This window comes from Weizmannia sp. FSL K6-0777, assembly GCF_038593185.1.
Classification (GTDB): Bacteria; Bacillota; Bacilli; order Bacillales; family Bacillaceae_C; genus Weizmannia; species Weizmannia faecalis.
In genome coordinates this window covers 1,310,042-1,334,792 of record NZ_CP151971.1, presented here as the reverse complement: position 1 = coordinate 1,334,792, position 24,751 = coordinate 1,310,042, and the positions used below count along the sequence as shown (strand labels likewise).

The window sequence follows — 24,751 nt, the reverse complement described above, 5'->3', positions numbered from 1 at the left end:
ACTCTTTGACGTGTTTATCATCAGGCAAACCTATGCTTTACCGGCCTTTTTGCGGATGCTGGCGATGAAAAATCCGTCCCCGCCGAAGTCCTGCGGAAAAATCTGCATCCGGTATCCGTCAACGCAAGATTCCATTGCTTCCGGGACGTGCAGCGGATACGGTTCAAATTCCGGATGTTCCTGCAAAAATGTTTCAATCGTCCCTTCGTTTTCTTTCCGGTCAACGGTGCACGTGCTGAAAACAAGGATGCCGTCCGGTTTTAACAGTTCCGACACGCCCGATAAAATCGAAAGCTGGACCTGCTTTAGCGCATGGATATCGTCAACGGTTTTCGCATATTTGATATCCGGTTTCCGTCGCAGCACGCCAAAACCTGTGCACGGCGCGTCGACAAGAATGCGGTCAAAAGTATTTTTTTCAAAACGGGCGCCTGCATCCCGGCTGTCCATCGCAATCGCTTCGACCTGTCCGGTACCGAGCCTCTCTGCATTTTCCTGAACCAGTTTTACTTTATGCGGATGGAGATCGAGCGCGACAACTTCTCCCGTTCCTTCTAACTTTTCCGCAATATGGGTCGTTTTTCCGCCCGGTGCCGCACAAGCGTCCAGAATCCGCTGGCCTTCCTGGATGCAAAGCGCATAGGCAACCGCCATCGAACTTTCATCCTGGATGGTGAAGAGCCCTTCTTTAAAGCATGCCGAGCGGGCAAGATTGCCTTTTCGTGAGCGGACAGCTTCCGGAATAACCGGGCTCCGCTCAACGGTAAACCCTTCCCGCTCCAGTTTTTCGATGACTTCTTCCACGGATGCCCGGTTCAGGTTCACCCTTGCTGTCTGTAACGGCGGAATCAGGTTTGCTTCACACATTTCTTTCGTCGTTTTATAGCCGTAAGCTTCCGCCCATCTTGCCACAAGCCAGTGCGGATGGCTCGTTGCCACCGATAATCTTTCAAGCGGGTCTTCTATTTCCTTTAAACTTCTGAGCCCCCCGCGCTGGATGGCGCGCAAAACGCCGTTGACCATTCCGGAAATCCCGCGGTGGCCCCGTTTTTTGGCGATCTCCACCGCTTCAAAAATAATCGCGCGGTCAGGGATTTTATCTAAGTATACCATTTGATATAAAGACAAGCGCAACAAAATCCGCACCCAATTTTCAATTTTTTTGCGCAAAAACGGGGCGAGAAAATAGTCCAGTGTCTGTTTTCTCTGCAACGTGCCATAAGTGATTTCCGTAAGCAGCGCCCGGTCAGGACCGTGGAACCGGTATTTTTCAATATAGCGGTCAAGCAGCAAATTGCTGTACGACTCGTTTTTCTCCACTGCCTCCAAAAGTTCAAGCGCCGCTTCACGGACATTTTTCCGATCTTTACTCATCTTCATCTCCAAATTTCATTCCGGGTGCAAGGCCGCCCGCTGAACCGTTTAAAAATTGTGCAACCGCCATCCGTTTCTTCCCGGCAGGTTGCAGTTCCGTCACTTTAATGCCGGTTGTGTTGCCCGTTGCGACCACGATCCCGTCTTTTTCTATCGTGACGATGGTGCCCGGCTCCGCCTGCTCAGAAAGCGGCACTTTTTCGCTTTTCCATATTTTAAACGTCTTTCCGCCAAGCACGGTGTAGGCAACCGGCCACGGGCACAGCCCCCTGATTTGGTTGTAAATGACTTCCCCCGGTTTTTTCCAATCGATTTTTTCCTGGCTGCGCGTAATATTGTGGGCAAACGTCGCCTTCTGTTCATCCTGCGGCACCGGCGTCACTTCTTTTGCCAAGATTTTCGGAAGCGTTTCGGATAAAAGCACAGCGCCCGCTTTGCTCAGCTTGTCATGGAGGGTGCCGGCATCATCGGTTTCTTCAATTTCGACTTCCCGCTGGCTGAAAATGTCGCCGGCATCGAGTTTTTCCGCCATGTACATAATGGTGACGCCGGTCTTTTTCTTCCCTTGTAAAATAGCCGTATGGATCGGCGCCCCGCCACGCAGTTCCGGCAGCAGTGACGCATGGACATTGATGCAGCCGAACGGGGGCGCATCAAGCAATGCTTTCGGCAAAATCTGCCCGTATGCGCATGTAACCACAACATCCGGTTTGAGCGCCAAAATACGGGCGAGGCTTTCCGGCTCGCGCAATTTTTCCGGCTGAAAAACCGGAATGCCGTGCTTTTCCGCCTCCCGTTTTACAGGCGGAGGGGTTAAAACCTGTTTTCTGCCGACCGGCCTATCCGGCTGCGTCACAACGCCAATGACCTCGTACCCGTCGCGGATCAAAGTCTGTAAAACCGGCACGGCAAAATCCGGCGTTCCCAAAAACACCACTTTCGTCATTCGGCATCGGCCTCCTCAAAAACCAAGTCTTCCTCATCCACATAATCAATGATTTTGGACGTAAACAAAACGCCGTGCAGATGGTCGATTTCATGCTGCAAAGCGCGGGCAAGGAAATCTTCCGCTTCAATGGTGAACGCCCTTCCGTTTGCATCCTGTGCTTTTACTTTCACATAATGGGCGCGCGAAACCGTCCCATAAACGCCGGGAAAACTCAGGCAGCCTTCGACATCCGTCTGTTCCCCGCGCCTTGTTACGATTTTCGGATTGATGAGGTCAATCCGGCCTGTTTCATCCCCGGTATCGACAACGGCGATTTGCTGGTTGATGCCGACTTGCGGGGCGGCAAGGCCGACCCCGTCCGCTTCAAGCATCGTTTCATACATTTCATCCAGTACCGCTTTTAAAGACGGGCCGAATGCCGTGACCCGTTTGCATTTTTCCTCCAAAATAGCGGCAGGATATTTTACAATCTCCATCATTTCGAATCACTCGTTCCTGTTACATCATCATATTAGGATTGACATCGACCGCGATGCTTAATCCTTCCGAGGCAATCTGGTGCTGGAAATGTTCCAGCAAAACAGATAATGTTTCATTGAGCCGCGGTTCCCGTTTGTATTTTATCAGACATTGGTAACGATATCTATTTTTCACACGGGGTACCGGGCATGCCGAAGGGCCTAAAATCACGCTTCCGCCCGACACCCGGTTCCGCATAAAGCCTGCGATTTTTTCGGCTGCGGACATGGCTTTCATCACATTTTCATGGCTGACCGTAATCAGGGTGAGATAGTAAAAAGGAGGATAGGCGCCCACTTTCCGCATTCTCATTTCCTGGCGGTAAAAGCGTTCATAGTCCTGTTCCCCTGCAAATTGGATGCTGTAATGTTCGGGGGTATAGGTTTGGACAACAACCTCGCCTTCCAGCTGGTGCCGCCCCGCGCGCCCGCTTACTTGCGTTAAAAGCTGAAACGTTTTTTCAGACGCCCTGAAATCGGGTAAATGGAGTATCGTGTCCGCATTCAGCACGCCGACAAGCGTAATATTTGGGAAATCGAGCCCTTTTGCAATCATCTGCGTCCCAAGCAAAATATCGGCTTCCCCGTTTGCAAAGCTTTGCAGCATCCGTTCATGTGCCCCTTTGCGGCCGGTTGTATCGACATCCATCCGGATCACGCGCGCTTCGGGCAACAGCCGCCCCAGTTCCTCTTCCACTTTCTGCGTCCCTGTCCCGAAATAACGAATATGGGAACTCCCGCATTCCGGGCATGTTGCGGGCACAAATGTCTCGTAACCGCAGTAATGGCATTTCATTTCGTTTGTAGAGCGGTGATAAGTAAGCGAGATATCACAGTTCGGGCATTGCTGCACATACCCGCAGTCCCGGCACATGACAAAGGAGGAGTATCCCCTTTTATTCAGCAGCAGCACGGTTTGCTGTTTTTTCTCCAGACGGTCTTTCAATTTTTCAAAAAGCTCTCTTGAGAACATGGAACGGTTGCCTGCGCGCAATTCTTCGCGCATATCGACAATTGAAACTTCGGGAAGCGGGTGGTTGTTCATCCGTTTTCCCATTTTCAGCAAAGTATAGACCCCTTTTTGCGCGCGGGCAAATGATTCAAGCGACGGGGTGGCGCTGCCGAGTATGACCGGGCAATGGTGGTTTTTGCTCCGGAAAAGGGCGACGTCCCTCGCATGGTAGCGCGGGTTGTCCTCCTGTTTGTAGCTGTTTTCATGTTCTTCATCAATAATAATGATGCCAAGATTTTCAAGCGGGGCAAAAATCGCCGACCGCGCCCCGACGACCACTTTCGCTTCTTTGCGGGTAATTTTCCGCCATTCATCGTATTTTTCGCCGACCGATAAGCCGCTGTGCAAAACCGCCACGTCTTTGCCGAAACGGCTTTTAAAACGGTTCACCATTTGCGGCGTAAGAGAAATTTCCGGCACAAGGACAATCGCCTCTTTTCCCTGGTTCAGCACTTCCTGTATCGACTGGAGATAAATTTCCGTTTTTCCGCTACCGGTTACGCCAAAAAGCAAAAACGTTTCATTTCTGTTTTCGCGGACAGCGGAAAGGACCGGGCCGATTGCCTGCTTCTGCTCCGCAGTTAAAGCATGTGGCACGCTCTTTTGAAATTGGCGGCCGGCATACGGATCGCGGTACGATTCTTCCTGTTTTTCTTCCAACCATCCTTTTTCAAGCAATGTTTTGATAACCGCCCGCGATACGCCGGCTGTTTCTGCCAGTTCGGGAGAAGCCATCTTAGCATCCGGATTTTCCAGGAAAAATTGCAGCACCTGCTTTTGCTTCGGTGCATTTTTCGGCACTTCTTCCATCCGTTTTTCAAGCTCGTCTTTGGACAGCGGGCAGAAAATAAGCCGGACCGTTTTCTTATTGGCTTTGCTTTTGACTTCATACACGACTTCCACCGATCCGTTTTTCGCTTCTTTTTGGAGAAACGGCAGAAAGCCCTTTTGCTGTGCTTCTTTCCAGCTGATTTCGTCATGACCCTTAAACACTTCGTCAAGAAAAGGGTTGGCGCCCCCGTCCTGCCTTTTGATGCGTTTTTCATATTTTGCCTTCATCGCAGCCGGCAGCATCGCCTGGTAAGCGGAGATTTTCAGGCAAAGCGTTTCCTTCGCAAGCCAGTCCCCGAGCGCAAGCAGCTCCGCATTCAAAACCGGGGCCAAATCCTGCGGCGCAATGATTTCACGCAAGTTCTTCACTTCTGAACGGTCTTTTATGCCCGCAACAAATCCCTGGATCGTACGCGGGCCGAACGGGACAATGACGCGCATTCCCGGCTGAATGGCCGTTTCCCATTTTTCCGGGATCCGGTAATCAAAATATTTATCTGTCTGCATTGCCGGTATATCGACAATCACATTTGCAATCTTCATTTCTTTTCGCCCTTTTCGATCTCGCGGCAGATTTCGCGCAAAATTTCCCTTGCCGCCTCATGCTTGGAAAGCAGCGGGAGTTCCCGTTTCGAGCCGTCGCGTTTAAAAATGGTCACGATATTGGTATCACCGGCAAAGCCGGCGCCTTCCCGGCTCACATCATTGGCAACAATTATATCCGCACGCTTCCGTTCCATTTTGTCGCGCGCATAGTTTTCGAGATTATCGGTTTCCGCGGCAAAGCCGACGAGAAAAGGCTTGTCCGGCCTTTCGCCGAGTTCTTTTAAAATATCTTTTGTCCGTTTCAATTCCAGCGTCAGGTTGCCCGGCTGTTTTTTCATTTTTTTATCAAAAACACGGACCGGCGTGTAGTCTGCCACGGCTGCGCTTTTAATGATGATATCCGCTTCTTTGTAGCGGCCCATAACCGCATGATACATCTCCTCTGCGCTCTCCGCTTTGATGATTTCCGTTTCGGCGGGCGGTGTCAGATTGTCCACACTTGTGACAAGCAAAACGTTTGCCCCCATATTGGCCGCTTCTTCGGCAAGCGCAAATCCCATTTTTCCGGACGAACGGTTTGAAAGAAAGCGAACAGGATCAATTTTTTCAATCGTCGGGCCGGCTGTCACTAAAACCGTTTTCCCGGACAACGGTTTTGGTCCGCCACCGCTGAAAAAATCTTTCAAAAGCGCCACGATGTTCTCCGGTTCTTCCAATCTTCCTTTTCCGGTATAGCCGCATGCGAGATGCCCATCCGCAGGCTCGATCAGCCGGTAGCCGAAGCTTCCAAGCGTTTCCAGGTTCCGGCGGACAGCCGGGTGGCCATACATATGGACATTCATCGCCGGCGCCACCCATACCGGCGCGGTCGTGGCGAGAATCGTGGTCGAGACCATATCATCCGCTATTCCGTTCGCCAATTTTCCAATAATATTAGCGGTGGCCGGCGCAACGAGGACAAGATCCGCCCAGTCTGCAAGATCAATATGGGCAATTTTTTCCGGGTGTTTCTCATCAAATGTATCGGTGTACACTTCATTCCGGGAAAGCGCCTGAAACGTTAACGGCGCCACAAACTTGCAGGCGGATTCCGTCATGATGACTTTCACATGTGCACCGGACTGCGCCAGCTTGCTTGTGAGCGCAGCCGCTTTAAAGACGGCAATCCCGCCGGTTACGCACAATAGTATATTTTTTCCAAGCATCCATATGCCCCCTGTAAAATCTCAGTCAAACTCCTTACGACCATTCTAACAAAAAAGCAAATATAAGAAAAAGGGCTGACGCCATATCCGCCAGTCCCTGCTCTGTGATTTTCCGTATGATCGCGCCAGGATGCCTTAAGAAGCTGTTCCATCGTGTTTGATCCGGAGGACGCCGACATAAATTTCTTCAAGCGCCTTGCCGACATTTTTATCGGAAACATATTTTTCAAGTACTTCGTTATGCTCGTCCTGCAGCTGGCGGGCGCGTTTTGCCGCGATCGTGACAAGGGAATATTTTGAATCGATAATTTTCAATAGTTCATCAATGGAAGGATAAAGCATCTTATTCAACCTCCAGAATTTTTTTATACAGCTTCGCAACGCGTGTCGTCCGGCAATGTTCCGCGACGACAATGGCTTTGATTTTTTCGCAGGCGTTTTCTATTGTATCATTTTCCACGACGTAATCATATAAATTCATCATTTCGATTTCTTTGCGGGCTTTTTCCATCCGGTCGCGAATCCTTTCGGCTGTTTCCGTCCCGCGCTGCGTAATCCTCAATTCCAGTTCGGACAAACTTGGCGGCGCAAGAAAAATGAATAAGCCGTCCGGAAATTTTTCGCGGACCTGCCGTGCGCCCTGCACTTCAATTTCGAGAAACACATCTTTTCCCGCTTCCAATGTTTCCTTCACATAATCGACAGGTGTCCCGTAATAATTGCCGACATATTCCGCGTACTCCAGCAGTTTTCCCTGCCTGATCAGTTCTTCAAATTCTTCGCGTTCTTTGAAAAAATAATCCACCCCGTCGATTTCACCTTCCCGCGGTTTTCTCGTCGTCATTGAGATGGAATATTCAAATTTCGTATCCGGCTGCGAAAAAATGGCTTTCCGTACGGTCCCTTTCCCGACACCGGACGGACCGGATAACACAATGAGCAATCCTTTTTTCTTCAACGCTATACCTCCTCGCCATCTGTTTCCCCGTCCGTAACACGGTGCGCCACTGTTTCCGGCTGAACTGCGGAGAGAATCACATGGCCGCTGTCCATCGTTACCACTGCCCGGGTTTTTCTGCCGTATGTCGCATCGATTAAAGTGCCACGCTCGCGTGCATCCTGAATGAGCCGCTTAATCGGCGCTGATTCCGGGCTTACAATGGAAATGATGCGGTTTGCCGAAATGATATTGCCAAAGCCGATATTAATGAGTTTTACCACCTGCATCCTCTCCCGCTCGCATACAATTAACTTCGCGCGAATCATTCTATATTCTGCACTTGCTCGCGCATCTTCTCAATGACCGTTTTGAGCTCAACAACGGCTGTTGAAATACCGGAAGCATTTGCTTTTGATCCGATCGTGTTCACTTCCCTGTTCATCTCCTGGATCATGAAACCCAGTTTTCTGCCGATTGGCTCATGAAGCGCCAACGTTTCGCCAAATTGAATCAAGTGGCTCTCAAGCCTTGTTACTTCTTCATGAATATCGGATTTGTCGGCAAACAGCGCCGCTTCCTGGACGAGCCTCGCTTCATCCAGCCGGCCGCCTGATAGCTCCTGCATCCGCTTTTCAAGTTTGAATCGGTATGTAGAAACGAGCGACTGCGCCTCTGTTTTGATATCGTCCACCAACTTTGAAATCGTTTGGAGATGTTTTTCCAAATCGGCTTTGAGCAGGGAACCTTCTTTTTCGCGCATAAGCCGCAACTGTCCGGCCGCCTCTTTGCAGGCTTCCAAGACAAGGGTGAGGATTTCTTCATTATCTTCCTCTATTTCTTCTATTGTAACTAAATCTTCGCGGTTTAATAACTCGCGAATGCCAAAACCTGATTCAATTCCGTATTGCTCACGGATCCGGCTTAAAAACCGGTGGTATTCGTCCAGCAAATCCCAGTCGACCCGCAGCCTGCGTTTGACAAGCCCTTCACCGGCAATGGTGACAAACACGTCAATACGGCCACGCTGCACATAGTTTCCGATGATTTTTTTCAACTCTTCTTCCACTTTGACAAGCTGCTTCGGCATCCTGATCTGATATTCGCAAAAGCGATGGTTGACAGACTTGATCTCAACTGTCACACTGAACTGTTGCGTCTTTCGGCGGCCTCTGCCATAGCCCGTCATGCTTAAGACCATCTTCTCACGCCCAATCTCTTCTTACATCTACCGTCGCGCCGGTTTTATCGCGCCGGTTTTAACCTTCACGGCTTTCATCGCGCCTTTTCCTGGCTCAATCAAAAAAGCTTTTACGGAGATTATACCGCGCCCCGTTCAATTAGGAAAGAAAATCTTAACCGGAGCGCCGGGGGAAACTTCGCCAAAAGAAAAAGTAATAGAGGATCCCCTATTACTTTTAAGATTATAGCATAATTTAAGGTTTTTTTCTTAAATAATAGGTCCCCGCAAGCAAAAATGTCGGAATCGCACTCATGCAGAGGACGAGCAGCCAGTCTTTTGGCAAAATCGGAAGTGTATGGAAAACCGGCTGGAGGGCTGGAACATAAATCACGGCAAGCATAAGCAACACCGATGACAAAACAGCAAGCACAAGATAGACGTTTCCAAACGGATTGCGCGCAAGCACCGAGCGTTCACTGCGGCAGTCAAACACATGGATCAGCTGGGCAAGGACAAGTGTTGCAAATGCAATCGTTTGGGCGTAAGGAAGCCGGTCAGGATGCTGGTAATATACGGTCACAAAAGCGGCCAATGTCGCAATTCCGATCAGAAAACCGCGCGAAATCACTTTCCAGCCGAGCCCGCGCGCAAACACCCCTTCACGCGGATGGCGCGGATTCCGCTTCATCACATCTTCTTCCGGCTGGTCGAGACCGAGCGCCATTGCCGGCAGCCCATCCGTCACGAGATTGACCCACAGAATTTGGATGGGTACGACGGGAAGCGGCAGGGACAAAAGCATCGCAAACAGCATGACCAGAATTTCGCCGACATTGGAAGCGAGCAGGTAACGGATGAATTTCCGGATATTTTCGTAAATATTGCGGCCTTCCTGGATCGCCGCTTTAATCGTCGCAAAATTATCATCGAGCAAAATGAGCGAGGACGCTTCTTTTGCGACATCGGTTCCGGTAATGCCCATCGAGATGCCGATATCGGCCGTTTTTATGGCCGGTGCGTCATTGATGCCGTCTCCTGTCATGGCGACGACTGCCCCGCGGTTTTGAAAAGCTTTGACGATTTTCAGTTTATGGTCCGGCGATACGCGTGCAAACACGGAAACTTCGTCAATCACGTCTTCCAGCTCATCCACCGTCAGTTCGTTCAGCATCGCGCCGTCCACCACTTTTTCACGGCTTGTGCGCAAAATCCCGAGCTGTCTCGCAATCGCTTTTGCAGTCACCGCATGGTCGCCCGTAATCATCACCGTGCGGATGCCCGCTTCCTTACATTCTTTAATGGCTTGTCTGACTTCCGGCCGCGGCGGATCGATCATTCCCTGGACGCCAAGAAAAATCAAATTTTTCTCCGCCTCTTGTTCATTTTTTACCGTTTCGCCTGCTGCAAGTGGCTTGAACGCGATGGCGATCGTCCGAAGCGCCTGGGCAGCCAAAGATTCGACCGCTTTCTCTACATTTCTCCGTGTTGCCGGATCAAATGACTGTTCCCTGCCGTTCCAGAGCACCGACCGACTTACCCCAAGCAGCACATCCGGCGCGCCTTTTGTGATTACAAACCGTTTGCCGTGTTTGTCACGGATCACCATGCTCATCATTTTCCGCGTTGAATCAAATGGAAATTCCTGTTCAATCGTAAATTCTTTCAGCAGTAATTCCCTCGTTAAACCGGCCTTCAGGGCAGAAACGAGGAGCGCGCCTTCCGTCGGGTCGCCGTCTATGATATATTCTTTGTTTTTCACTTTCAATTCGGCATGGTTGCATAATAGCCCGAACGTCAAAAGCTGGTAGACGCTTTTTTCCTTTAACGGGTGGATTTCCGCGCCATTGTCCGTAAAAATCCCTTTCGGCTCATAGCCCGTCCCGGACACTTTCCACGTCTTTCCCCCGCTCCATAAATGAGTGACTGTCATTTTGTTTTGCGTCATTGTGCCGGTTTTATCCGAGCAGATGACAGACGCACAGCCAAGCGTTTCCACAGCCGGCAGTTTCCGGACGATCGCGTTTTTCCGGATCATGCGCTGGACGCCGAGCGATAATGCGATCGTCACAATCGCCGGCAGGCCTTCCGGAATCGCCGCAACCGCGAGCGAAACCCCCGCCAGAAACATGGAATACAAGTCATGCCCGTGCCAGACGCCGACAAGGACAACAAGGAGGGTTAAAAGCAGCGCCACCACGATTAAAATTTTTCCCAGCTGCTCGAGCCTTCTTTGCAAAGGGGTCGCCATCGCTTCGGCGTTTTGAATCATATCGGCAATTTCCCCCATTGCCGTCTGCATCCCGATGCCGGTGACAATGCCGATGCCGTTGCCGCGCGTTACCATTGTCCCCATAAACGCCATATTATGCAAATCGCCGAGGCCCGCATTTTCCACAGGAATCGGTTCCGTTGATTTCGGGGAAGGGATGGACTCTCCGGTTAACGCCGACTCTTCAATTTCAAGATTATTGGCCTTTACAATCCGGACATCGGCGCCAACCCGGTCCCCGCTTTCAAATTTTAAAATATCACCAAGCGTCACTTCTTTGGAAGGGATTTTTACCCATCGCCCGTTTCTTCGCACATTGACTTGCGGTGCGGAAAGTTCTTTTAATGCTTCAAGCGATTTCTCGGCCCGCCGCTCCTGAAAAAAGCCGAGAAACCCGTTAATCAATACAATGGCGATGATGGCGACCGCGTCGACATATTCGCCTAGAAATCCGGAAATCACGGTTGCGGCAAGCAGGACGAGCGTCATAAAATCTTTAAACTGGCTGAGAAAGAGCATAAGGGCAGATTCCTTTTCCGCCTCTTCCAGTTCATTAAAGCCGTACTGCCTGATTCTTTTTTCCGCTTCTTTTTCGGTGAGCCCTTTTTCCAGATCAGTTCCGAATTCCTGTTCTACTTCTTTTTCACTCATTTCGTGAAACATCATGAAAATACACTCTCCCCTGCTTCTGCCCATTATTGTCTTAATAGCAACATATTCAGCCCTGTCCAAAAAAATGATATAATTTAACATGCCAACGACTGACGCAATGCTTTATGCATGCGCGAAAGAATTGAGGAATGCGATATGTCATTTGACGGATTATTTACAAGAGCGATGGTAAAAGAACTTGTTGATACGATAAAAGGTGGGCGGATTAACAGAATCCACCAGCCGTACCAGAATGAACTGGTCCTTGTGGTGCGTGCAAACGGAAAAAACAGGCGGCTGCTTTTGTCGGCACACCCGGCCTATGCGCGCATTCAGCTGACGGATGAACCATTTGACAACCCGCAGGACCCGCCGATGTTTTGCATGCTTTTAAGAAAACATCTGGAAGGTGCCGTGATCGAGGATATTCACCAGGCCGGCCTTGACCGCGTTGTTGTCTTTGACATCAAAAACCGAAACGAAATCGGGGATATTTCCTTTAAACAGCTGTACGTGGAAATCATGGGCCGCCACAGCAATATCATCTTGGTCGACAAAGAGCGGAACCTGATCATGGACAGCATCAAACATGTCCCACCGGCTGTGAATACGTACCGGACGATTCTCCCCGGGCATGAATATGTCATGCCCCCTGAACAACACAAACGGAACCCGCTTGAGGCGGCAAAAGAGGATGTCATAGCAGCGCTTGACTGGAACAGCGGGAAAATGGACAAGCAAATTGTCGCGCAATTTGCCGGCGTCTCCCCTCTTTTGGCGAAAGAAATCATGCACCGGGCGAAGTTTTCGAATCCAGATGCGGTCACGGACGCGTTTTTGTCCGTTATGGAGCCGATTAAAAAGTTTGACCTCCAGCCAGTGATGATCATTGGCACGCAAAAAGAATCGTTCTACATGATCCCGCTTACGTCTCTTGAAGGCGAAGTCAAAACGTTTCCGACTTTAAGCGCGCTGCTTGACCGTTTTTATGCCGGTAAAGCCGAACGTGACCGCGTCAAGCAAAAAGGCCACGATCTTGAGCGGTTTGTGAAAAATGAACTAGAGAAAAACGAAAGCAAAATTAAAAAGCTGGAAGTCACGCTTGCGGAAGCGCAAAATGCCGAACAGTTCCAGCTGTACGGCGAACTTTTGACAGCAAATTTGTATGCTGTAAAAAAAGGCATGGACAAAGTGAAAGTGCAAAACTATTACGATGAGGACGGGGCAATGGTTGAAATTCCGCTTGATCCGCTAAAAACCCCTGCCGAAAATGCGCAAAGCTATTTTTCCCGCTACCAGAAAGCGAAGCATGCGCAAGTCGCCGTGCGTGAACAGATCAAAAAAGCCCGGGATGAAGTGCTGTATTTTGAAAACCTCCTCCAGCAGCTTGAAACAGCCTCGCCGAAAGATATCGGGGAAATCCGCGAAGAGCTGGAAGAAGAAGGCTATTTGAAAAAACGGCACAGCCGCGCCCGGCGGAAAAATGCAAACAAAATCGCCCTCGAAAAATACGAGGCTTCGGACGGCACGGAAATTCTTGTCGGAAAGAACAACAAGCAAAACGATTATTTGACAAACCGGGTCGCCGCCCGCGATGAAATCTGGCTGCACACAAAAGACATTCCCGGGTCGCATGTTGTCATCCGCAGCAAAAACCCGGCGCCGGAAACGATTTTGGAAGCCGCATCACTCGCCGCCTATTTTAGCAAAGCGCGCCAGTCCGCTTCCGTCCCGGTCGATTATACGAAAGTGCGCTACGTGAAAAAACCGAACGGCGCAAAACCCGGATTTGTCATTTACGAGAACCAACAAACCGTTTATGTCACACCGGATACCGACAAAGTGCTGGCCATGAAAAAAACGAAGGATGCATGAAAAACACGGAATAGGTTGTAAACAGCGCAGGACTGGGCCTGCGCTGTTTTTTTTGGCAAAAAAACGCTTTCGGGAGCGAATGATCTAAATAAATCCCAAAATATTGAAATGACCGCCTTGATTTATTTTGTCAGATATTCTATCATTTTAGAAAACAATTTATATTTGGAGGTCTTTACATGGCAACTTTAGAAAAAATCAGCGCTTTTGCAGGAAAAACGTTCACCGTATGGGTGCTGATTTTTGCAGTCATCGCTTATTTTTTACCGCAGCATTTTGCGTGGATCGGGAATTATATCGTACCTTTATTGGGAATTGTCATGTTTGGCATGGGGTTGACGCTTGAATTATCAGATTTTAAAGAAGTTTTCAAAAAGCCACTTGAGGTGGCGCTCGGCGTGGTCGGCCATTTTGTCATCATGCCGCTTATCGCTTTTCTGCTTGCAGTCGGGCTCAACTTACCGAAAGATATTGCAATCGGCGTCATCCTTGTCGGCTGCTGCCCGAGCGGCACGGCTTCGAACGTAATGGTGTTTCTTGCACGCGGCAATGTGGCGCTTGCTGTTGCGATCGCTTCCGTGTCCACGATTCTTGCGCCGATTGTCACACCGCTTTTAATCTTGCTATTTGCCAGCAAATGGGTGCATGTCAGTGTATTGTCTTTATTCCTTTCAGTTGTACAAGTAATCATTGTGCCGCTTTTGCTCGGGTTTATCGTGAAAAAGTTTTTCGGCAAACAGGCGCGCGCCGGTGCAAAAGCGATGCCGCTTGTCTCGGTTGTGGCGATCGTGCTGATTGTAGCGGGAGTGGTCGCCGGAAGCGCCGAAAAAATCGCACAAACGGCTTTACTCGTTTTTGCTGTCGTTATTTTGCATAACTTGCTTGGCTTTATCATCGGCTTTTTCTTCGCCCGTTTGTGCGGGATGGACCTTGCCAAGCAAAAAGCGGTTTCGATGGAAGTCGGCATGCAAAATTCCGGGCTCGGCGTTGCGCTGGCCACCGCGCATTTTTCCCCGCTTGCCGCCGTCCCGAGCGCGATTTTCAGCGTCTGGCACAATTTGTCCGGTTCGTTGCTCGCAAACATCTACAGCCGGATGAAAGACAAAAAGGCAGTCAATCCCGACACGAAACCGGCCGCAAGCCAGCATATGTGAGAAAAAGAGGGGACGGCCTGCGAAGACAGGTAAAGTGATACCGATGACAAGGACACATGATGAAAAGCGAAAGCAACAAGAAGAGGATGATGCGTTCTATGTTAAGAAGGACCTTCGTTTTTTCGCGGTTGCTTAACATAGGCGGGGGCTATGTGAAGGAAGGCCTTCGTTTTTCTGTGATTTCTTAACATAGACGCCTTCTATGTTAAGGAAGGCCTCCGCTTTTTCGTGCTTCCTTAACGTAGACGTCCTCTAGGTTAAGGAAGGACTCTGTTTTTGCTTGCTTCCTTAACGTAGACGGGCTCTAGGTTAAGGAAGACCTTCTTTTTTCCGCGCTTCCTTAACGTAGACGCGCTCTAGGTGAAGGAAGACCCTCATTTTTGCTCGCTTTCTTCACGTAGACGGGCTCTAGGTTAAGGAAGACCTTCGTTTTTGCTTGCTTTCTTAACGTAGACGGGCCCTATGTGAAGGAAGGCCTTCATTTTTACTTGCTTCCTTAACGTAGACAGGCTCTAGGTTAAGGAAGACCCTCATTTTTGCTCGCTTTCTTCACGTAGACGCCCTCTACGTGAAGGAAGGCCTTCGTTTTTGCTTGCTTCCTTAACGTAGACGGGCTCTAGGTTAAGGAAGACCTTCTTTTTTCCGTGATTTCTTAACATAGACGCCTTCTATATTAAGGAAGGCCTCCGCTTTTTCGTGCTTCCTTAACGTAGACGGATTAAGTCCGTATAATTGTGTAAAAAGAAGGAGTCATTTTATCAACTCTTGGCAACACTGTTTTCAACGACGATAAACAATGAAAAGAGGAGATAAAATGACTCACTTACAGTTTAACCTAAATTTGGATGTTTTAAAAGAAGCCATCATGACTTCCGATCTTGACGCGGTAATTAAATCAGCGGTTGTCCTCGTGTTAAACGAGTTTATGGAAAAGGAAAGGGATGACTATTTAAAAACGAGCCCTTATGAACGCGCTGTTGAACGCCGGGATTACCGGAACGGTTACTATGAACGCGAGCTGTTGATGAGCATCGGCAATGTTACATTAAAAGTTCCCCGGACACGTAATGGCGAATTCTCAACTACCTTATTTGAAAAGTATGCCAGATGTGACCAAGCTTTCGTCCTTTCTATGTTGGAGATGGTCATCAATGGCGTCTCTACCCGTAAGGTCACAAATGTCGTAGAACAGCTTTGCGGTAAGAATGTATCCAAGTCGTTTGTCTCTTCCCTTACGCAAAAACTGGATCCCATTGTGAATGCTTGGGCCGAGAGACCGTTGAATACAACCTACTACCCTTATGTGTTTGTGGACGCCATGTATATAAAAGTACGGGAGCACCATAAGGTCGTATCAAAGGCTGTTTATATTGCGACTGCCATTACAGAGAAGAATACACGTGAAATACTGGGTTTAAGCGTTGACCATGCAGAAAGTTTGGAGAGTTGGAGTTCATTTTTTAAACAACTTAAATCACGTGGACTCCAATCACCAAAACTCGTTATTTCCGATGCTCACATGGGCCTTCAGAAAGCAATACAACGGGAATTCATTGGCACTGCTTGGCAAAGGTGCAATGTTCATTTTAAACGCAATATCATTGAAAAACTGCCCAAAAAAGATACTGCAGAAATCCGGGTGATGATTAAGCGCGTGTTTGAGGCCGTTACGATTGAGGACATACGCAAGTTTAAAGATGAATTAATAAACAAATTTGGTACAGAAGCAAGATTTGAAAAAGCCCTGGCCATTTTAGATGAAGGTTTTGAAGATACTATCCAATACATGAACTTTCCTGAGAATATCCGTATGCACATACGGAGTACTAATTCCCTCGAGCGGCTTAACCAAGAGGTTCGTAGAAGGGAAAGGGTCATTCGCATTTTTCCTAATACCCAATCTGCTTTTCGTTTGGTTGGTGCCGTTTTAATGCAGTATCAAGATACAGAATACTCGAAGAGGAAGTCACTTATGGGAAAGAATAGTTAGCAGCATTTTCAGCTTAACTTCCATCATGGATGATTTCATCTCCGGGAAGGGATGTCAAATTGAAAGGCATTTGACATCCCTTCCCGGAGATGAAGAAAAAAATCCATGGAAGTTAAGCCGAAAAAATGAAGGGGTGGTTGAAAACATTTGCCCATAAATTTACACAATAACCTGGACTTGACTCGTAGACGCCTTCTATGTTAAGGAAGACCTTCTTTTTTCCGCGCTTCCTTAACGTAGACGCCTTCTATGTTAAGGAAGACCTTCTTTTTTCCGCGATTTCTTAACGTAGACGGGCTCTAGGCGAAGGAAGGACTTCCTTTTTGCTTGCTTCCTTAACATAGATGCCCTCTATGTTAAGGAAGACCTTCTTTTTTCCGCGATTTCTTAACGTAGACAGGCTCTAGGTTAAGGAAGGACTTTCTTTTTCCGTGCTTCCTTCCCATTTGAATGAAGTCGCAGAAAAAGTTTAAAAGAAAACAAAAAAACAGCGAGACACCACCAATAATCGTGTCTCACTGTTTTTTTACATTCTTTTTATACGCCCCGCTTGTTCCCCCACACCAATGCATGCAGCTGCGGAAGGACATAAGCATCATTCATTTCTTCTGCCTGCAAGGTTAGATTCACCAGCCATTCGTATCTTCCGATCAGCATTTTCGCTAACGCATCCCGGTCAGACAAAGCAATATCCGGATTACCGACTTGTAAATAGAAGGGGACAACAGGATAGCGTTTATGGATCTTTTTAGCGTAATCAAAATCCTTATCATCGAAAACGACAACTTTTAAGCAAAAATGGCTTCCCGCCAGTGTTAACTGTTCAATCATCCTATCCAAAGTCTCAAAATCTGTATGCATGCCGGAACTCGGCGGCTTTGGCGAAATGGTCACATCATCAACGTCCGAAAGCCAATTTTGCCAGCGTGATCCCTGTGTCTCAACTGCTGTACGGATTTGATGGGTTTTAAGCAAATGAACCAGTTCACCAAGGCCTTTCAACAAAAGTGGATTGCCTCCCGAAATCGTGACATGGCTAAAGTTTTCTCCTCCTGTTTCTTTCAGCTTCTGGAAGATCTCCTCCGCCGTCATCAGCGCAATCCGGCCTTTTTCCTCCCCGTTCCAGGTAAAAGCAGAATCGCACCAGCTACAGGCATAGTCACACCCGGCCGTGCGGACAAACATGGTTTTCTTTCCGATGACCATTCCTTCCCCTTGTATCGTTGGACCAAATATTTCGATCACCGGAATTTTACTTGCCATCTGTTTCTTCCTCCATCCATTCCCGTTTCATCGTTGCATAACTTTTTGGTGTTTCATAGAGTACCAGTTCTTCCAATCTCGCTCCCCGGTCTTTGTAATCTTTTTGCCGGCTAAGCCGGTTTTCAATCTCTTCCCACATCCAGACTACCATATTTTCCGCAGTGGTGTTCATGGGCGGAAGCGCATTGTTTAAATATTGGTGATCCAGTTTATCCTCAACCGCTTCCTGAAATACCTTTTTCAGATCGCCAAAGTCTATGCTGATGCCAATTTCATTTAAGTACGCACTGCATGTTATTTTTACTTTGTATGTATGGCCGTGCAAGCTTTTGCATTTTCCTTCATACAAATGCAAATGATGGGCAGCATCGAAAGTAAATTCCTTTGTTACAGCTATTCTCTTATGATGATACTTCAATTGCTCTTTCCGAATATCTTTTCCAAATATCTGGACCTTCTCCGGAATGTAATATTCACTCAACGTTAACATCCTCTCCTGATCATTGCTTATTTCTCTATTATAATGGTATTCTGGAAAACCAGAAAGATTTTGGAATTCACCTTCTTCTTTTTCTAAACTCGGAAACCGTAGACTAGTCTATATCCATTAAAATGAAAAAATGCCCGGCATTCGCATACACGATTGTTCCTCGGAAATGCTTTTAACATATAGGCCAAATGCTGCACCTTTTAAAACTCCGGTTGAAATTTCCACAGCGAGTTCTCTTTGAACCGCCCATTGATAAAACCGACCCTTTTAAAGCTGATTCGGATCATTCGTCGGGTTTCCGTCTACATCCATGGCCCCGTCCCGGAATTAAATTTTTTTGTATTGCAATCAGAGAAGAGGAGGGGAATGAATGGCAACTATTGCATACCGTAAAAAAACGCAAATCTTAAAACCTGAATCCGTGACGAAAATCTAACAAACATCGGTAATAGGTAGTTTTCCCAAGTGTGGATTTCTAGATGTAACTGATTATTCATAAAATATATCTTTGTAACTTTGGTAGGTAAATTTTTTCCTATTTCATTTATTTTAGGCACGAAACATAAACCTGCAAATTTCCATTTTTTTGCAAGTTTTCTGGTTTGTTTCGGCTTTTCTTCTTATCGCTTATTACCCTGGTTGTCTAGTAAAAGGCATCGTATAAGCGAGCAAAAGTCGGCAACCATTTGTTGGTCGCCGTCACTTTTAATTTCCATTGCCGACCTTGGTAAACAAGCTTTGAAGCCAGTGTAATCATATTCTGGATGACAGTTCGGATTCTTCTTCGTGTTGCTTTCTTTTTCAATGGTGCATCTTGTTTTTTCAAGCTTTCTTGTCCGATCAAACGAAGTAAATTATACGCAAATACACCAAAATGGAGCACAAGGCCATTCGTTTCATATTTGCCCGATGGCAACCGTTCCAGATCCAGTTCTGATTTAATTTCACTGTGAAACTGTTCGCATGTGCCATGGTCATGATAGAGAGAGATCACCACATGAGGCGGCACTTCAAGATCTGTCCAGTAGGTTTCAAATTCATATTCGGGAATCAAAAAAATCTGGCCGTCTCTTGAGATGGTTCTTTCGATCACTTTAAAGACTTTTCGGATGGTTCGTATCTGGTCTTTTAATTGAATGGTTTCGGGGATGGATCCAAGGTAAACCTTCTTTCCTTCCCGTTCTTCACAGCAGATCCCATATTTTTGGGCAATATGAAGCCAGTCTTCTGCTTTTTCCTTACGAGGATTGCGTTTGATAACAAAGCTTGCATGTTCTTCCAAGAAAATGATGAGATTATCCCGGCTGTCATTTCCGGAATCAAGCCTGAAAAGCAATGGCTGATCCGTTAATCTTCTGGCAGATTGGATGGTTTCCTTGATAAAATTCGGCGTACCTTTTTGGCAGTGGTCATTTCCCTTTCGCATCTCAACATGCAGGCAGTAGCCTTCCTGCCCAATGTAAGCGAACATAGGTGCATAACCGTCGCAGCCTTTATAGGTTCTTTCCACTCCTTCTTTTTTTGTTTTGGAGTTATCAAAAGGGGAGACATCCAGATCAACCGGGATATACGGCTTGTCTTTGGCGTAAACTGGGCTAATTTCCGCATTTGTATTGCGGATCAGATTCAGCGATTCTTCATGCAAGATCGCTTTCCATTTTTCCGTCAAGGCAGCTTGGTCCAGTCGCTGCCTTAAAGTCGGGCTGGAAGGAACCCTTTGGATATCCAAAGCCAGTGCAAAAAAGGCATCTTCGCGGAAGGTTTCAATATTGTCATAATCACTTTTTCCTTGGCAAAGCAGGCCAATATAGGATTTGGCTACATCAGCATTGGAACAGACGGGATTTCTGGAAATATCAGGGAGTCGATAGGCATTTAACCTGGAAGCTAAATTCGTTAGATTTAGTAAATTTCCTACTATCGCTAAACCGCTTTGGGCAACAATTCGTTCTTTCGTGGCTTCTATCACTAACTTTTTCATTAGATCACCTGAATGTGGAATGAGTTAAATTTAATGGATATGCTTATTATACTAGATTTCATGCGAATGGGTTAACGTTAAGTGAAAATTTCGTCACGGATTCAGGTAAAAGAAAAAAGGGGGCCATCTTCCCAAGAATCGCCGCCCCCCTTCTCTTATAAAGACTCATTCACAGCTTCTACTGCATGGATCACGGTTGTATCAAGAAATGTAATCTCTAGGTCCTCTTGTTTGACTAATAGCCCAATTTCCGTACAGCCCAAAATAATGCATTCCACCCCTGATTTTGCAGGCTTTAGATCACTTTTTTCGACTTCTTCAATTCACCAACACAGAGCGCTTCATAAATGATTCGGTTGACTTCCGCACGATCCAGTTTGTCCGGCAGCAAGATTTGAATGTCATTCGCTTCTATTCTCGATGTGTAAAAAATTTCGTCCATGGTATACTTTGTGCCAAGCAGACCCACCTTGCTCATTTTGGACTGTTTGATTTCCTTCGCAGTTTCTTTGAAAATAAGCCTTAAACCGTCGTTTTCAAAGACTCTATATCTAATTTTACTTTTTCCGCATTTTTACTTTCAAAATAGTATATAACTGTTAAAAGTAGGACAACGCTTATTCCCATAATCCCAAACAAAGCGCCGGAATGATTATTTCCTATCCATTCAAGGGGAATAGCAAGCATTAAAGGAGTGGCCGCTTTAGTAATTTGTAATACAAGAGTTGACCGACCAGTCCAAACGACGGTTTCTTCTTTTATAAAAATATGATCAAACATAATTTGTCTTTGAAATATTCGAGAACGATTAAATACAAACCCTAGACATAATGCACACAGGATAGATATAAGCCATGAGTTAACAAAGCCAAGAGACAAGTCAATAAGAGCAAGTAATAAGAATATATAAGTAGGAATATACTTTTCGTATTTTCCAATTAAAGTGGCAAGCAACGCTCCTACCCCCGCTGCCGAACTTACGATACCATATTCCGAGGGATCCCACTTATGAACATCGTGATAAATAATTGGAATAAGAAAGTTAAATGAGGCTAACTGAACAGGGAGTATCCCTATCGCGACGATTGTCAATGTTAATACTAGAGTATTACTTTTTAAATTAGTTATTGGTGTTCTCTCCATATGTAATTGTTGTTTTTCAATATTGGCATCCTGATTGTTCTCTAATCTCTTTGTAAAGAAAGAAACAAATATACCGATGCCAAGAGAAAAGATTAATGCACAAAGAATATAAGTAAATCCACCCATATTTAGCAAAAACCCTGCAATAGTGTTCCCTCCAAAAGCACCAAATTGGATTGAAGTTTGAAGTAAATTGGATGCTTTTTTAGATGTTATTTTTCCTTTTAGAACTAATTGAGACATGAATGTTTCTAGGCTCTGAGTAGATAAAAATAGTATGACGGAAAAAATGCCAGCAAAAACATATAGACTGTTAACGCCAATATGTTTAGCGTTAAACAGACTATACAAAGCTACAATAATACCGATCCCCCTACATGCGCTAAAAATTAAAAGGGGAGAGTTCTCTATTAACTTTCTCAATTCCGAAAAATATTTTTGTAGAATAAACGGTAATATACTCATTAGAGCTAAAATAATACCAAGTTGGGTTACAGATCCTCCTCTGTCTAATATTGTCCAAGTAAGAGTAACTGTTAGCATTCCTTCTCCACTTAAAGTAAGAGCTAAAACAATTATAAACAGAATATTTTTAATATACAAATATCTAACCTTCCTCCTTTTCAGCTACCACCTCTAAATCAAGTTCTTTTTCCATATTTTTGGCTATTTCAATCACTTTCAATCTATCCACTGGAGAGCTGTACTTATATCTCACAGAGAGTAAACCTGTAATATCAAATCCATTCGGAGCACAAGAAATGGTTTGACCGACTGAGGCTGTTGGATAATAAGCCCGAAAATAGGGAGAGTCTCCAGCTTTCCCAACATTGTTCTTTTTAACAAGCCCATTTTTATAAATAAATTTAATACAGGTACTAGCTTTCGGAGAGTTTAAGCGTCTACTGAATAGATGAATACCTTGATTATCATCGAATATACTTGAAATATGTGATCCAACTAAATCCATGTTGTATACATCTCTGATATTCCGATATACATGGCCCCCACTAATTCTTACGCTAAATTCTACTATTTTAAAACGACCCTCATTATCTTTTCTCAATTCTACATTTAATAAAGTTTCCCTTAGGTTCAGAAATTTTGTTATCCTTTTTAGAATAGTAACAATTTCTTTTTCATTTTCAGCGGTCCCAGCAAAAGGAAGTGTATATTCGTCTTCTTCGAAATATGGACCTTCCATTCTCTTTTTATTGTGTATACCTCCCAAATGGAATTCTCCATTTATCACGACTCCGTCAACTGTGACTTCATCTCCCGATAAAAATTCCTCAATTAAAGCGAGTGACTCTGAATTTTTGTTATAATAAAAGCCTTTTTTAGTTTTCCTAAGATTTTCTAGATCTTTAAAAGCCTCTTTTAATTGTTGTTCACTTTTTATTAAAGAAACGTTTGAACTAGATGCTGCCAAAGTAGGCTTTAATATAAATGGATATTTAATTTTTGTTGATACTAATATAGCATCCTCTAAGGTATCCACTTTATAATAATACGGTGTTGGTAGATTGTACGCATATTCCGCACGTAAATTTTTCCATTTTATGATTTTTTTAAAGGAATTTTCTCCTTCTTTGTAGAATTGAATGATTATCTAATTACGGGAAGATGAGGAAATTTTTATGTCAGATCAAATTTTAACCTTACATGTGGGGCCGTCTCAACTTTTATCTAAACTGTGTGATGAAATAGAACTCGAAAAAACCATTAATGATTTAGTCAAATGGGATTCTGTCCGTTGTCATATCTCACCCGGAACAAGGATTAAAGCCCTTGTCTTAAACATTTTATGCAGTGGCAAGCCCCTTTATAAGGTTCATGAATTCTATCAAAACCTAGATTCTGAGATGCTTTTCGATACATCGGTTTCACCCGATCAATTAAATGATGATGCATTAGGAAGAGCATTAGATTACTTGTATGAAGCCGAAGCATGGAAAGTCTATTCCACCCTTGCATTAAAAGCACTAAAAAAATTGAATCTTCCTATTGGTATACTGCATAACGATACAACCTCAATTTCTGTTTACGGCGAATATAAGCAACCGAAGGAAGATGGACTGCAAATTACGTACGGGTATAGTAAGGCCCATAGGCCTGACTTAAAACAAATCGTTCTGGGGATGGGGGTCACACCTGAACGAATTCCTATCCTTGCAAAAGTAGAAAATGGGAATACTTCGGATAAATCTTGGAATGTGGAATTCATTCAAAAGATGAGAAAAATCCTTTCCCATGAAGATTGGAAAAATCTCATTTATCAAGCCGATTCTGCATTAATCACAACGGAAAATCTAGCGGAAATTCAACAACAAAATTTATCGTTTATTTCCCGTTTACCTGATACATTCGGTTTAAGCACAGAACTAAAGAAAGAGGCATGGTTGCTCAATAACTGGGAAAGGGTAGGCTCACTTAGCAATAAAAAAGACGCAGCTATTTACCAAATTCAAGCTTTTGAAAGACAAATTCAAAACCTTCCTTACCGGTTTCTTGTTGTCCACTCAAACAATTTAGATCAACGAAAAGAGAAAACCCTAAATCGGGCGATCGAAAAGGAAGAAATACAATTAAAAAAAGAGATAGAAAAACTGAGTAAAGTTATCTTTCATTGTAAAGAGGACGCACTAGAAGCAATTCAATCTTTTAAGAAAAAACAAAAGGCTTCATATTTCTGTTATAAACTAAACGTCCAGATGAGTGATCAACCTATCAAACGAAAAAAGAGAGGAAGACCTAAAAAGGACGAACAGACAAAACGAGAACAAATCTATCAGATACAACTGGAATCGTTTGAAAAAGATCATGATTTTATCGAAAATAAGAAAAAAATGCTCAGCACTTTTGTTTTAATCACAAATAAATTAGATGAGGAGACACTATCCAATCAAGAAGTTTTGAGGGTTTATAAAGGACAGTCGGCCGCTGAGACCCGTTTCCGATTAATCAAAGATTCACAAATGATTGATGCCATTTACTTGAAAACCCCAGAAAGGGTTGAGGCCTTAGGTATTGTGTATGTGATGGCTTTATTAATCTATGGAATTTTAGAATATCGAGTTAGAAAAGAACTGAAAGAAAAGAACCTATCTCTAATCTTGAAAGGAAAAAGGAAACTCTATCAACCCACAGGCCAAGCATTGTTAGAGCAATTAGAAGATATTACCGTGATCCTTATAAATCAAAATCAACAAAAAATAAGGCTCTTACCCGATAATATTGATTCACAAGCCAAAAAAATCATTGAATTATGCGGGTATGATGTATCAATATACGTGTCAAAAAATGTCGAAAACAAAGGAGAATAACACACAATAGGAGGAATTCATGAAAAGAATGTCGAATTGAAAAGAATTTTATCG

Annotated in this window: 20 protein-coding genes; 4 read left to right on the top strand and 16 right to left on the bottom strand. The window is 45.4% G+C overall.

Translation table 11 applies throughout. The annotated features are described in order from the left end of the window. Window positions 1-30 precede the first annotated feature (30 nt). The 10 genes from rsmB to NST70_RS06090 form a co-directional block, all read right to left on the bottom strand. Window positions 31-1,374, bottom strand: a complete 1,344-nt coding sequence (rsmB, locus tag NST70_RS06135; RefSeq protein ID WP_017551493.1) for a 16S rRNA (cytosine(967)-C(5))-methyltransferase RsmB — start codon at window positions 1,372-1,374, stop codon at window positions 31-33. Next, window positions 1,367-2,320 carry a methionyl-tRNA formyltransferase gene (gene fmt, locus NST70_RS06130; protein WP_017551492.1) on the bottom strand — a complete coding sequence of 318 codons (954 nt, stop codon included), beginning with the start codon at window positions 2,318-2,320 and terminating at the stop codon, window positions 1,367-1,369. Before fmt ends, rsmB begins: the two co-directional genes overlap by 8 nt. Further along, the gene (gene def / locus NST70_RS06125; protein ID WP_035181825.1) at window positions 2,317-2,802 is read right to left on the bottom strand and encodes a peptide deformylase; all 486 of its coding nucleotides are present in this window, start codon (window positions 2,800-2,802) and stop codon (window positions 2,317-2,319) included. Before def ends, fmt begins: the two co-directional genes overlap by 4 nt. Window positions 2,803-2,821: 19 nt before the next feature. After that, window positions 2,822-5,227, bottom strand: coding sequence for a primosomal protein N' (priA, locus tag NST70_RS06120; protein WP_342475975.1), 2,406 nt, complete (start codon window positions 5,225-5,227; stop codon window positions 2,822-2,824). Then, a complete protein-coding gene (gene coaBC / locus NST70_RS06115; protein ID WP_017551489.1) occupies window positions 5,224-6,435 on the bottom strand; it encodes a bifunctional phosphopantothenoylcysteine decarboxylase/phosphopantothenate--cysteine ligase CoaBC in 1,212 nt (403 codons plus the stop codon). Before coaBC ends, priA begins: the two co-directional genes overlap by 4 nt. A 135-nt stretch (window positions 6,436-6,570) precedes the next feature. Further along, entirely contained in the window at window positions 6,571-6,777 is a 207-nt protein-coding gene (rpoZ, locus tag NST70_RS06110) for a DNA-directed RNA polymerase subunit omega (protein ID WP_014095504.1), read from the bottom strand. A gap of 1 nt (window position 6,778) precedes the next feature. Then, the gene (gene gmk / locus NST70_RS06105; RefSeq protein WP_014095505.1) at window positions 6,779-7,393 is read right to left on the bottom strand and encodes a guanylate kinase; all 615 of its coding nucleotides are present in this window, start codon (window positions 7,391-7,393) and stop codon (window positions 6,779-6,781) included. A 2-nt stretch (window positions 7,394-7,395) separates the two neighbouring features. Continuing rightward, window positions 7,396-7,662, bottom strand: coding sequence for a DUF370 domain-containing protein (locus NST70_RS06100; protein ID WP_172653430.1), 267 nt, complete (start codon window positions 7,660-7,662; stop codon window positions 7,396-7,398). A gap of 35 nt (window positions 7,663-7,697) precedes the next feature. Next, entirely contained in the window at window positions 7,698-8,573 is an 876-nt protein-coding gene (locus NST70_RS06095; RefSeq protein ID WP_035189903.1) for a YicC/YloC family endoribonuclease, read from the bottom strand. 235 nt (window positions 8,574-8,808) lie between these two features. Beyond that, window positions 8,809-11,490, bottom strand: coding sequence for a cation-translocating P-type ATPase (locus tag NST70_RS06090; protein ID WP_035189904.1), 2,682 nt, complete (start codon window positions 11,488-11,490; stop codon window positions 8,809-8,811). Window positions 11,491-11,631: 141 nt separating this feature from the next. Here NST70_RS06090 and NST70_RS06085 point away from each other — a divergent pair, with 141 nt between their 5' ends. From NST70_RS06085 to NST70_RS06075, 3 genes are all read left to right on the top strand, one after another. Then, window positions 11,632-13,350, top strand: a complete 1,719-nt coding sequence (locus tag NST70_RS06085) for an NFACT RNA binding domain-containing protein (protein WP_035189905.1) — start codon at window positions 11,632-11,634, stop codon at window positions 13,348-13,350. 179 nt (window positions 13,351-13,529) lie between these two features. Continuing rightward, window positions 13,530-14,504: a bile acid:sodium symporter family protein gene (locus NST70_RS06080; RefSeq protein ID WP_014095511.1), complete on the top strand. Its 975-nt coding sequence runs from the start codon at window positions 13,530-13,532 to the stop codon at window positions 14,502-14,504. Between the two features lie 814 nt (window positions 14,505-15,318). Then, the gene (locus NST70_RS06075) at window positions 15,319-16,494 is read left to right on the top strand and encodes an IS256 family transposase (protein WP_104851116.1); all 1,176 of its coding nucleotides are present in this window, start codon (window positions 15,319-15,321) and stop codon (window positions 16,492-16,494) included. Window positions 16,495-17,031: 537 nt separating this feature from the next. Here the strand turns inward: NST70_RS06075 and queE are convergent. From queE to NST70_RS06045, 6 genes are all read right to left on the bottom strand, one after another. After that, window positions 17,032-17,757: a 7-carboxy-7-deazaguanine synthase QueE gene (gene queE, locus NST70_RS06070; protein WP_328220676.1), complete on the bottom strand. Its 726-nt coding sequence runs from the start codon at window positions 17,755-17,757 to the stop codon at window positions 17,032-17,034. Then, window positions 17,747-18,238: a 6-carboxytetrahydropterin synthase QueD gene (gene queD, locus NST70_RS06065; RefSeq protein ID WP_328220678.1), complete on the bottom strand. Its 492-nt coding sequence runs from the start codon at window positions 18,236-18,238 to the stop codon at window positions 17,747-17,749. Before queD ends, queE begins: the two co-directional genes overlap by 11 nt. Window positions 18,239-18,890: 652 nt before the next feature. Then, the gene (locus tag NST70_RS06060) at window positions 18,891-20,228 is read right to left on the bottom strand and encodes an IS1380 family transposase (RefSeq protein ID WP_081355872.1); all 1,338 of its coding nucleotides are present in this window, start codon (window positions 20,226-20,228) and stop codon (window positions 18,891-18,893) included. A 295-nt stretch (window positions 20,229-20,523) separates the two neighbouring features. After that, entirely contained in the window at window positions 20,524-20,706 is a 183-nt protein-coding gene (locus tag NST70_RS06055) for a hypothetical protein (protein ID WP_328221488.1), read from the bottom strand. Between the two features lie 44 nt (window positions 20,707-20,750). After that, window positions 20,751-21,974, bottom strand: a complete 1,224-nt coding sequence (locus NST70_RS06050) for an MFS transporter (protein WP_342475966.1) — start codon at window positions 21,972-21,974, stop codon at window positions 20,751-20,753. Window positions 21,975-21,978: 4 nt separating this feature from the next. Continuing rightward, on the bottom strand, window positions 21,979-22,872 hold the full coding sequence (locus NST70_RS06045; RefSeq protein WP_328221322.1) for an ATP-grasp domain-containing protein: 894 nt from the start codon (window positions 22,870-22,872) through the stop codon (window positions 21,979-21,981). Between the two features lie 139 nt (window positions 22,873-23,011). On the opposite strand from NST70_RS06045, the gene NST70_RS06040 reads away from it, so the two are divergent. Continuing rightward, window positions 23,012-24,697, top strand: coding sequence for an IS1634 family transposase (locus tag NST70_RS06040; RefSeq protein WP_340702290.1), 1,686 nt, complete (start codon window positions 23,012-23,014; stop codon window positions 24,695-24,697). The last annotated feature ends 54 nt before the right edge of the window (window positions 24,698-24,751 follow it).